At 66.3% G+C, this 9927-nt stretch carries 10 protein-coding genes and 1 pseudogene; 1 reads left to right on the top strand and 10 read right to left on the bottom strand.

The features are described from left to right. Together IEY58_RS30200 and IEY58_RS30195 are read right to left on the bottom strand one after the other, a co-directional pair. Positions 1–217: pseudogene (locus IEY58_RS30200) on the bottom strand (ammonia channel protein); the annotation flags it as partial. A gap of 426 nt (positions 218–643) precedes the next feature. Continuing rightward, positions 644–1858, bottom strand: coding sequence for an acyl-CoA dehydrogenase (locus IEY58_RS30195; RefSeq protein ID WP_189051891.1), 1215 nt, complete (start codon positions 1856–1858; stop codon positions 644–646). Between the two features lie 281 nt (positions 1859–2139). Between IEY58_RS30195 and IEY58_RS30190 the strand changes: the two genes are divergently transcribed. Then, the gene (locus tag IEY58_RS30190) at positions 2140–2556 is read left to right on the top strand and encodes a hypothetical protein (RefSeq protein ID WP_189051890.1); all 417 of its coding nucleotides are present in this window, start codon (positions 2140–2142) and stop codon (positions 2554–2556) included. A 107-nt stretch (positions 2557–2663) separates the two neighbouring features. Here the strand turns inward: IEY58_RS30190 and IEY58_RS30185 are convergent, their stop codons facing one another. The 8 genes from IEY58_RS30185 to oppB all read right to left on the bottom strand — a co-directional run bounded on the left by IEY58_RS30185 (position 2664) and on the right by oppB (position 9908). Then, positions 2664–4202, bottom strand: coding sequence for a SulP family inorganic anion transporter (locus IEY58_RS30185; protein ID WP_189051889.1), 1539 nt, complete (start codon positions 4200–4202; stop codon positions 2664–2666). A gap of 4 nt (positions 4203–4206) precedes the next feature. Then, a complete protein-coding gene (locus IEY58_RS30180) occupies positions 4207–4881 on the bottom strand; it encodes a carbonic anhydrase (protein WP_189051888.1) in 675 nt (224 codons plus the stop codon). A gap of 217 nt (positions 4882–5098) precedes the next feature. Beyond that, a complete protein-coding gene (locus tag IEY58_RS30175; protein WP_189051887.1) occupies positions 5099–5572 on the bottom strand; it encodes a hypothetical protein in 474 nt (157 codons plus the stop codon). Continuing rightward, positions 5572–5877 (bottom strand): helix-turn-helix domain-containing protein, encoded by a 306-nt coding sequence (locus tag IEY58_RS30170; RefSeq protein ID WP_189051886.1) that lies wholly within the window; start codon positions 5875–5877, stop codon positions 5572–5574. The genes IEY58_RS30175 and IEY58_RS30170 overlap by 1 nt, the downstream gene beginning before the upstream one ends. Before the next feature lie 162 nt (positions 5878–6039). Continuing rightward, positions 6040–7050 (bottom strand): ABC transporter ATP-binding protein, encoded by a 1011-nt coding sequence (locus tag IEY58_RS30165; protein WP_189051885.1) that lies wholly within the window; start codon positions 7048–7050, stop codon positions 6040–6042. Between the two features lie 8 nt (positions 7051–7058). Continuing rightward, the gene (locus IEY58_RS30160) at positions 7059–8072 is read right to left on the bottom strand and encodes an ABC transporter ATP-binding protein (RefSeq protein ID WP_189051884.1); all 1014 of its coding nucleotides are present in this window, start codon (positions 8070–8072) and stop codon (positions 7059–7061) included. Continuing rightward, on the bottom strand, positions 8072–8968 hold the full coding sequence (locus IEY58_RS30155; protein WP_189051883.1) for an ABC transporter permease subunit: 897 nt from the start codon (positions 8966–8968) through the stop codon (positions 8072–8074). Before IEY58_RS30155 ends, IEY58_RS30160 begins: the two co-directional genes overlap by 1 nt. 13 nt (positions 8969–8981) lie before the next feature. Next, positions 8982–9908: an oligopeptide ABC transporter permease OppB gene (gene oppB / locus IEY58_RS30150; protein ID WP_189051882.1), complete on the bottom strand. Its 927-nt coding sequence runs from the start codon at positions 9906–9908 to the stop codon at positions 8982–8984. Positions 9909–9927 lie beyond the last annotated feature (19 nt).

The raw sequence follows: 9927 nt of genomic DNA, 5'->3' as shown, positions 1-9927 counted from the left end.
CGATCATCCACAAGACCGTCACCAGGCAGGTGATGGCGAAGCTCTGCATCACGGTCGCCAGCACGTTCATCTTGCGCACCATGCCGCCGTAGAACAGCGCCAGGCCTGGCACCGTCATCATCAGCACGAGCGCCGTCGACGTCAGCATCCACGCCGTGTCGCCCGAATCGAGCTTCGGCGCCGCGTCTTCCGCCAGCGCCTGGCCCGAAAGGGCCATGCTCACCAGGCCGAGCGCGGCCAGCCGACCGCCCCATTTCTGCAAACCCATCGCCATTCTCCCTGCTTCTACTTGATCGATCGATACAGCAGTCCTTCCCGGCTGCTTTTCGATGGCGAGAGTCAGGGGTATGGAGACCCGACATTCCTGCCACGAAACGGTCATGTTGCGTCGCAACAATCAAGTTTCGTGCCAACGCGGCGCGGGCTTATGGAACCTGGGGTCGAGCGGGGCGGCGCCGTAATTTAAATGCGCGCTTTATGGGAGTATGGTGCAATTTCATGCGGCTTTTATAGGCGGCTACCGCTCCAGGGACGGGCAGTTGCTCCAAAATTCCGCAGGTTGGATTTCTCGATACGAAAAACCGGCGTCCCGATGTGGAACGCCGGTCTTCATTCGGCCGAAGCCGACAACCTTTAGGCGATATTACGAGAAGGCGGCAATGCCGGTCTGCGCGCGGCCCAGGATGAGCGCGTGGATGTCGTGCGTGCCTTCATAGGTATTGACCGCCTCGAGGTTCAGCACGTGGCGGATCACGCCATATTCGTCCGAGACACCGTTGCCGCCATGCATGTCACGCGCGACGCGGGCGATGTCGAGCGCTTTGCCGCAATTGTTGCGCTTCAGGAGCGAGATCATCTCGGGGGCGGCGCGGCCCTCGTCCTTGAGGCGGCCCAAGCGCAAGCAGGCGTGCAGGCCGAGCGTGATCTCGGTCTGCATGTCGACGAGCTTCTTCTGGATGAGCTGGTTCGCGGCCAGCGGCCGGCCGAACTGCTTGCGCTCCAGCGTGTAGTTGCGCGCCGCATGCCAGCAGGCTTCGGCGGCGCCCAAGGCGCCCCAGGCAATGCCGTAGCGGGCGCTGTTGAGGCAGGAGAACGGGCCCCGGAGCCCCGTGACGTTCGGCAGCAGGTTCTCCTCCGGCACGAACACTTCATCCATGACGATCTCGCCGGTGATCGAGGCGCGGAGCGAGAACTTGCCCTCGATCTTGGGCGCCGTGAGGCCCTTCATGCCCTTTTCCAGGATGAAGCCGCGGATCTTGCCGTCGTCGGTCTTGGCCCAGACGACGAACACGGTCGCGATCGGCGAGTTGGTGATCCACATCTTGGCGCCGGAGACCAGATAGCCGCCATCGACCGAGCGCGCGCGCGTCACCATGCTGCCGGGATCCGAGCCATGGTCGGGCTCGGTGAGCCCGAAGCAGCCGATCCATTCACCGGTCGCAAGCTTTGGCAGGTACTTCTGCCGCTGCGCCTCGGTGCCGAAGGCATGGATCGGGTGCATGACGAGCGAGGATTGCACGCTCGCCATGGAGCGGAAGCCGCTGTCGACCCGCTCGATCTCGCGCGCGATGATCCCATAGCTCACGTAGTTCGTGCCGGCGCACCCATAGCCGTCGATCGTCGATCCCAGGAAGCCCATCTCGCCCATCTCGGTGAAGATCGACGGGTCGACGCCTTCCTCGCGGAACATCTTCTGCACGCGCGGCTGCAGCCGCTCCTGGCAGAAGCTGCGGGCGCTCTCCTCGATCAGCCGCTCGTCCTCGCTGAGGCTCTCGCCCAGCAGCAGCGGGTCGGCCCAATCGAACGTCGGCTGGCTCGACTTCTTGGCCTCGGTTCCGATGACGGGGGCGGTGGACATGACGGTTACTCCCTAGAGACGCATCTTGTTTGTATGCAAATAATATCCCGCGGGCAAGCGAAGCCAGCGCCACGGGCAAATCCGGTCGGGCAGAATGCCCGAAGCAAGGGGGCGGCGCCAGCCGCTCGGCCGGCCGCCCAGCCGCAGAGCCGAGCCCGGCACTGCCAAGCGGAACTGGCCGTCTCCGCATATTGCGCCAAGTCTCCGATCGCCGCATATTCCGGTGGAGGTCCGCGGTCACCAGTCATTGGCAAGCACGTTCGGCAGAGATGGTCCTGCAGATGCCGGAATTACAGAAGAAGCGCCTGTCGGCGACCTATGAAGTCCAAATTCGCGTCGGGTCGGGATGGCAGGTCACCCATGCCCTGGAGGATCGCGAAGGCGCCATTCTCGAGGCGGTGGCGCTCATCGGCGCGCACAACGATACGGTGCCGATCCGCGTCTTGGGCGAGTTGCACGACGCGCTCACCAATACGACGCATCCGCGCGTGATCTGGAGCCATAAGCCGACGCCCAAGCCGTCGCCCGCCGTGCTGTTCGAGGAGGGACGCGAGGCGCGCGTGAAGAAGGCGCAGGAAAAAGGCCTCATCGGCCGGCGCGAGACGATGTGGGTCGTGCGCCTGGTCGTGCTCGCGGGCTTCCTGCTGATGGCGTTCTATGTCGGCACGCATATCGACATGTACAACGTGCGTCATTAGACGGGCCCGAGATCCGGCCCGGCGCCCCGCCAGAAAACGCCGCGCGCAAGGCTTTGCGCGCGGCGATCTCCATTCCGGTGCCTGGAAGTGCGAGGGGAGGCCCCGCCTCAGGGGACCGCGAGCGCGCCCGCGGCCCGGTAGCGCTCCTTGAGGGCGGCCCAATCGACGATAAGCCGGCAGCCCTTGGCGGCGCTCTGATGCGCCCAGTCCTCCAGGAGCTCGAGGCAGGTATGGTCGATATAGGTGAGACGGTCGATCTTGAGCCGGAGGGCGGCGCCGGCCGGGACCGCATCCAGAGTCCTGGCGAGCTGTGGCAGGCCAATGAAGGTTGCCGCACCGTGCAGTTCGAGTGCCACCTCGTTCGCCTGCGGATCGCCCGCCAGCCGGACCTGCAGCCGGGTCGCCTTCAGAAGCACTTGCAGGATCGTCAGCACGAGGCCGACGAGCACCCCGGTCAGCAGGTCCGTCGTGACAATGACCAGGACCGTAACGAGATATATGGCGACCGGTGCGGCCCCGTATTTGGCGAGGCTGCGCACATGCTGCACGCTGACCAGGCGCCAGCCGGTGATGACCAGTACGCCAGCGAGCGCCGCGGTCGGCACCAGATGCAAGAGCCCGGGCAGCAGGGCGACGAGCACCAGCAGCCAGAGGCCATGCAGGATGGTCGACGCGCGGCTCACGGCACCCGCCTGCACATTGGCCGAGCTTCGGACGATGACGCCGGTCATCGGCAAGGCGCCGATCAGCCCGCACAGCATGTTGCCGATGCCCTGGGCAGCGAGCTCCCGGTTGAACCGGCTGCGCGGGCCTGTGTGCATACGGTCGACCGCCGCGGCCGACAGCAGCGTCTCGGTGCTGGCAATGAGGGCCACGACGCAGCAGCTGACCAGGATATCCGGCTCGCCCAGCCGGGCAAGATCGCGCCAGGCCGGCCAGGTGACCGCATCCATCAGGTTGGCGGCCGTCGCGACACGCTGGATCGGCCAGCCGGACGCGGCGGCGAGGATCGCGCCCGCCATGACGCCGACGAGCGCGCCGGGCACCAGACGCAGCGGAGCCGGTTTCAGCCGATCCCATGCGAGCATGGCGAGGATGGTTGCGAGCCCGACGGTGCCGGCCATCGCCGGCCCGCCGCCAGCCGGGGGCACGGAGGGGAGCACGAAGGCATTGGCGAGCGCGTCCGGGATGGCCTGGAGATTGGCGAGGCCGCTCGGCTGCGGCTTCGCGTCCAGCATGACGTGGAACTGGGCCAGCACGATCAGGATGCCGATGCCGGCGAGCATGCCGTGAACCAGCGCCGGCGAGATCGCCCGGAACCATTGGCCGAGGCGCAGGCCGCCGGCCAGGATCTGCAGGGCACCTGCTACGAGCAGCACGGGACCGAGCATGCCCGGCCCGTGCTGGCGGACCAGTTCGACGACGATGACGGCAAGGCCCGCCGCCGGCCCGCTCACCTGCAGCGGCGACCCGGCCAGCATTCCGACGATCAGCCCGCCGATGATACCGGTCAGCAGTCCTTTCTCGGGCGGCACGCCCGACGCGATGGCGATCCCCATGCAGAGCGGCAGGGCGACCAGAAAGACGACCAGCGACGCCGGCAGATCGCGGGCGAGAAGGCGCGAGAAAGCTTCAGGACGACCCATGTCATCAACCCCGTACATCACCACGTCGGGCCGCAATCGGCCGGCGCCGCGCTGAGACGGCCGGCACGGCGGTGCTGCCCAGCGGCACGAACCGGTGCTGCTCGGCATCGAAGGCGCGGACCTCGCTCGTCGCGAGGCTGTAGACCCAGCCGTGCAGCGTCATGTCGCCGGCGGCGAGATGGGCGGCTACGGACGGGTGGGTGCGCAGATGATCGAGCTGCGCCAGCACATTCTCCTCGACGAGCGCCTGCAGCTTGTCCACCGTCGGGCCGTTCGCTTCGACGACGCGCCGGGCGACCTCGGCGTGGTTGAGCCAAGTGCGCACGGTCGGCATGCCCGCCAGCGCCTCCGGGTGGAGAATGCCCTTCATGGCGCCGCAGTCGGAATGGCCGCAGACCACGATGTCGCGGACGCCGAGCGCCATGACGGCATATTCGATCGCGGCCGAGACGCCGCCGGTCGCCTGACCGTAGGGCGGCACGATGTTGCCGGCGTTGCGGCAGGTGAAGAGCTCGCCCGGATCGGCCTGAGTGATCAGTTCCGGCGCCACGCGGGAATCGGCGCAGGCGATGAACAGGGCCTGCGGCCGCTGGCCGTTCGCCAGCTCGCGGTATAGGCCGAGCCGGCGCGGGACGACCTCCATGCGGAAGCGCATGACGCCGTGCAGAATTCGCTCCATCGGGAACATCTCGTCGTTCGTTGCGGGGGTTCGGGCATCGAAGGTTCGAGGCTGTCTCAGAGCGGCCGCCCGAGCGTGTCGCTCGCCGTTCCGATCAGATTTGTTCAGTCTATCCGAGTTTCAAGATCACTGTATAATCGGTGCGACATTTTGGCTTGCCGCTTTGGCGCCAACCACTTCATGCCCGACGAATTGTTCGAGCGTGCTCGGGCTCTAACTAAGCGGCGGCGAGCAGCACCGGCATCCAGGCGAGGAGGGTCTCGGTCAGCGGGTCATCGCCCGATATCACCGATCCGCCGCTTTCCCCGGACAGCGTGCAGAATGTCCAGACACCGGCGATCGCGTTGACGACGCGCAGCAGCGGCCGCCTGGCGCGAGGCTTGAGAAAGCCACTGACCAGCGCTGCCAGAAGCGGCCCCTCCGCGACAATCCCGCCACGGCCGTTTTCGAGGACATACCGCCCGCCCCGAAGCCGGGAAATGCAGGCGACGCAGCCTTCCTCGCATCCGGGGGCGAGCACGTAGAACTGGGGCTCGCCCAGCTCCGTCAGGCCATAGGCATATTCCTCCGCGCCTGCGCGCTGGCGGAGGGTGGCGAAGACACGCAGCAGTTCACGCGTCTCCGCCGCGCTCCAATGGTCCGGTCCGGCTTTCCTCTCGGAACGAACGGCGCGGATCCTGACGATCTCCATCAAGCATCTTCCTCGAACAACAGACGATGAAGGTGCGGGTCGTAATAGGACAGGAGTCGGCGGGCGAAGTCCGGGGCCGGGACACCCAGGTACTGGGCCCAGTCCCCCATGGTATCGGACGGCACTTTGCCGAACCCGTTCTCGATCTGTGAAATGAAGGTGTAATATTTGAGGCCGAGCCGCTGAGCGAGATCATGCTGGGACAGGCCGGCCGATTGCCGCAGCTGCTTCAGCCAGGCGCCCGCTTCCTTGCGCAGACGTTTGGCTTCGGCACCATCCTTCTCATGTTGGGTCCTGGCCAGCATGGCGCTTCCTCACCCGGGGATAGCGTACCCTCACGTTTCAGACTTACTATATGAACGGGACGGCAGGTCTTCAAGACCACGGCCGACGCGCGGCCCTGCACCCATCTGGGCAGCCACCTGAAAAGAGCCGGGCGCTTCCTCGTCGAAAGCGCCCGGTCCGCGTCAGGTCAAGAGCAACTGGATCGCTTCGCGCCAGCGATGGCACGAGACGGTGTGACTGTCGGTCACCGGCTCGAGCGCCGGCGGCACCGACTGGCACTTCTCGATCGCGATCGGGCAGCGCGTGCGGAACACGCAGCCCGACGGCGGGTTGATCGGCGACGGCAGGTCGCCGGTCAGCGCGATGCGCTTCTTCGTCCGTTCCTTGTCCGGATCGGCGATCGGCACGGCCGACAGGAGCGCCTGGGTATAGGGATGGCGCGGGTTGCGATAGATCTCGTCACGGTCGGCGAGTTCCGCGATCTTGCCGAGATAGAGCACCATGACCCGGTCGCTGATCCGGCGCACGACCGAGAGATTGTGCGAGATGAAGATCAGCGCCAGATGGTCTTCGGCCTGGAGCCGGCGCAGCAGATTGACGATCTGAGCCTGGATCGAGACGTCGAGGGCGGAGACCGGCTCGTCGCACACCAGTAGCTTCGGCTTCAAGATCAGCGCCCGGGCGATGCCGATGCGCTGGCACTGGCCGCCGGAGAACTCGTGCGGGTAGCGGTTGATGAGATGCGCGGGCAACCCCACACGCTCCATCGCCTCGACGACGCGGGCCCGCTTCACTTTATCGTCGAGGCCCGGCTCGAACGTGTCGAGCGGCTCGGCGACGATGGCGCCGACCGTCATGCGCGGATCGAGGGCGGCGAGCGGATCCTGGAAGATGATCTGCATCTCGCGGCGCAGGCCGCGCAGGGCGCGCTTGGAGGCGTCCTCGAGCGGGCGGCCGAGCCAGACGACCTTGCCGGCGGTCGACGGGATGAGCTTCAGCACGGCGCGGCCGAGCGTCGACTTGCCGCAGCCGGACTCGCCGACGATGCCGAGCGTCTCGCCCGGATAAAGGTCGAAGCTGACGCCGTCGACGGCCTTCACGACGCGCTTTTCGGCGAACAGCTCGCCCTTGACCGGGAAATGGACCCGGAGGTCGCGCACGCTCAGGAGCGGGGAGGGGGTGGTAACGGACATGTTCTCTCTCACGCGACGAGCCGATCGAGCGTGCAGGCCTTGGTCCGGCCCGGCGCGATCTCGCGCAGCGGCGGCACGGCGGAAAGGCAGCGCTCGGAGGCAAAGGCACAGCGCGGCGCGAAGGCGCAGCCGGGCGGCATATGGGCGAGGTTGGGCGGCTGGCCGGCGATGGTCGGCAGGTCCCCGGTCAGATCGTCGTCGAGCCGCGGCATCGACATCAAGAGTGCCCGCGTATAGGGGTGCTGCGGGTCGTAGAAGATCTCGCGCACCGGCCCCTGCTCGACGATGCGGCCGCCGTACATGACCATGACCCGGTCGCAGAGCCCCGCGACCACGCCCAGGTCGTGGGTGACGAGGATGATCGACGTGCCGGTGACCGCCTGCTGCTCGGCGAGCAGGTCCAGGATCTCGGCCTGGATGGTCACGTCGAGCGCCGTCGTCGGCTCGTCGGCGATCAAGAGCGCCGGGCGGCACAGCATGCCCATGGCGATCATGACACGCTGGCGCATGCCGCCCGACAGCTCGTGCGGATACTGGTCGAGCCGCTTGCCTGGTTCCGGGATATGCACCTGCTCCAGGATCTCGCGCGCCTGCTCGCGGGCCATGGCCGTGTTCATGGCCTGATGGAACGTCAGCACCTCGGTCAGCTGCCGGCCGATCGTGAGGTACGGGTTCAGCGCCGTCATCGGGTCCTGGAAGATCATGGCCATCTTCGTGCCGCGGATCTTGTTCAGCTCGTCGCGCGACAGGCCCAGGATCTCATGGCCATCGAACTTGACGCTGCCGGTCGAGCGGCCGTTGTGCGGCAGGAGCCCCATGATCGACATCAGGACCTGGCTCTTGCCCGAGCCGCTTTCGCCGACGATGCCGATCGTCTCGCCCCGCTTCACGGCAAAGCTGACGCCGTTCACCGCCGACACGGCGCCGTCGGGTGTCGCGAAGCGGGTCTCGAGATTGTCGACCTGCAGCAGCGGCGCGTCGGTGCCGGTCTTCCACTCGGCCTGGGTTTGGCTAACGATCATCAGCGGTCCTTGGGGTCGAGGGCGTCGCGTAAGCCATCGCCGAGGAAATTGAGGGAGAAGAGGGTGACGGCGAGGAAGGTCGCCGGGAACAGGAGCGACCAGGGCGCCGTCTCCATGTCGCGGGCACCGTCACTGATCAGCACGCCCCAGCTCGTCATCGGCTCCTGCACGCCGAGGCCCAGGAACGAGAGGAAGCTCTCGAGCAGGATGACCTTGGGCACCGTGAGCGTCACGAACACCATCACCGGCCCGAGGATGTTCGGGATGATATGGCGGCGGACGATGGCACTGTTCGAGACGCCGAAGGCGTGCGCCGCCTCGATGAACTCGCGATGCTTCAAGGCCAGCGTCTGCCCGCGCACGATGCGCGCCATGTCGAGCCATTCGACGGCGCCGATCGCGACGAAGATCAGGAAGATGTTCCGCCCGAAGAACACCGTCAGCAGGATGACGAAGAACATGAAGGGCAGCGAATAGAGAATGTCGACGATGCGCATCATCACATTGTCGACGGCGCCGCCCAGGTAACCGGCGACGGCGCCGTATGTCACGCCGATCACGAGGCTCACGATCGAGGCGAGAATGCCGACCATGAGCGAGACGCGGGCCCCGTAGAGCGTGCGGGCGAACAGGTCGCGGCCGTTCGAATCCGTGCCGAAGTAGTAGCCTTGCTCCCAGTTCGGCGGCGCGCCGATCTGGTCCCAGGAAATATCGTCCATGGCATGGGCCGAGATGTAGGGCGCCAGGATCGCAAGCAGCCCGATGATCGCCAGCATGACGAGCCCGCCCATGGCGGCGCGGTTGCGCACCAGGCGGCGGCGCGCGCTCTTCCACAGGCTGGTGCCCTCGATCGGCTGGGCAGCGCCATTGGCGGCGGCGAGGGGGGTGACGGACATGGAACGGCCCTTCCTAGCGATGAGCCAGCTTCGGATCGAGGACGCCGTAGAGCACGTCGACGATCAGGTTGAACAGGATGATCAGCACGCCGTAGAAAATGACGACGCCCATCACCAGCGTATAATCGCGGTTAAGCGCGCCCTGGATGAAGTAGCGGCCGATGCCGGGGATCGAGAAGATCTGCTCGATCACGACCGAGCCGGTGATGATGCCGGCGCAGGCGGGGCCGAGATACGAGACGACCGGCAGGAAGGCCGCGCGCGCGGCGTGCCGGGTGACGGTCAGCCATTCCGACAGGCCCTTGGCGCGGGCGGTGCGGATGAAGTTCGAGCGCAGCACCTCGATCATGCTGCCGCGCGTCAGGCGCGAAACATAGGCGATCTGCGGCAGGGCCAGCGCCACGATCGGCAGGATCTTGTACTGGATCTCGTGCCCGTTGCCCCAGCCGCCTACCGGCAGCAGGCGCAGATAGACGCCCAGCACCAGCGTCAGCAACGGCGCCATGACGAAGTTCGGGATGGTGATGCCGGTCATGGCCGCGGTCATGATCGTGTAGTCGGCCGGCCGGTTCTGCCTCAGCGCCGCGAGCGTGCCCAAGCTGCCGCCGATCAGCACCGCCAGGAACACGGCGGTCAGGCCCAGCTCCATCGAGACCGGGAAGCCGTTCCAGATGAGCTCGGTGACGCTATAGTCCTTGTAGGAGAAGGACGGGCCGAAATTGCCGCCGAGCACGCTCTTCAGATAGAGCCAATATTGCCCGACCAGCGGCTGGTCCAGGTGATAGACCTTGTTGAGGTTCGCCTGAATTTCCGGCGGCACCGCGCGCTCGCTGTCAAACGGCCCGCCCGGCGCCAGGCGGATCATGAAGAACGCGATCGTAATGATCACGAAAAGCGTCGGCACCGCCCCCAAAAGACGCTTGGCGACAAATGAAAACATGGCGGTTTTGAATCCGGTT

This window comes from Aliidongia dinghuensis, from assembly GCF_014643535.1.
Lineage (GTDB): Bacteria > Pseudomonadota > Alphaproteobacteria > ATCC43930 > CGMCC-115725 > Aliidongia > Aliidongia dinghuensis.
The sequence above is the reverse complement of the archived record's forward strand: the minus strand, read 5'-3'. Positions and strand labels throughout refer to the sequence as shown.

What these genes read in the sequence shown, in the direction of transcription:
- IEY58_RS30195 (WP_189051891.1), bottom strand. Translation starts at nt 1,858, where the DNA reads ATGTCCACCGCCCCCGTCATCGGAACCGAGGCCAAGAAGTCGAGCCAG.
- IEY58_RS30190 (WP_189051890.1), top strand. Translation starts at nt 2,140, where the DNA reads ATGCCGGAATTACAGAAGAAGCGCCTGTCGGCGACCTATGAAGTCCAA.
- IEY58_RS30185 (WP_189051889.1), bottom strand. Translation starts at nt 4,202, where the DNA reads ATGGGTCGTCCTGAAGCTTTCTCGCGCCTTCTCGCCCGCGATCTGCCG.
- IEY58_RS30180 (WP_189051888.1), bottom strand. Translation starts at nt 4,881, where the DNA reads ATGGAGCGAATTCTGCACGGCGTCATGCGCTTCCGCATGGAGGTCGTC.
- IEY58_RS30175 (WP_189051887.1), bottom strand. Translation starts at nt 5,572, where the DNA reads ATGGAGATCGTCAGGATCCGCGCCGTTCGTTCCGAGAGGAAAGCCGGA.
- IEY58_RS30170 (WP_189051886.1), bottom strand. Translation starts at nt 5,877, where the DNA reads ATGCTGGCCAGGACCCAACATGAGAAGGATGGTGCCGAAGCCAAACGT.
- IEY58_RS30165 (WP_189051885.1), bottom strand. Translation starts at nt 7,050, where the DNA reads ATGTCCGTTACCACCCCCTCCCCGCTCCTGAGCGTGCGCGACCTCCGG.
- IEY58_RS30160 (WP_189051884.1), bottom strand. Translation starts at nt 8,072, where the DNA reads ATGATCGTTAGCCAAACCCAGGCCGAGTGGAAGACCGGCACCGACGCG.
- IEY58_RS30155 (WP_189051883.1), bottom strand. Translation starts at nt 8,968, where the DNA reads ATGTCCGTCACCCCCCTCGCCGCCGCCAATGGCGCTGCCCAGCCGATC.
- oppB (WP_189051882.1), bottom strand. Translation starts at nt 9,908, where the DNA reads ATGTTTTCATTTGTCGCCAAGCGTCTTTTGGGGGCGGTGCCGACGCTT.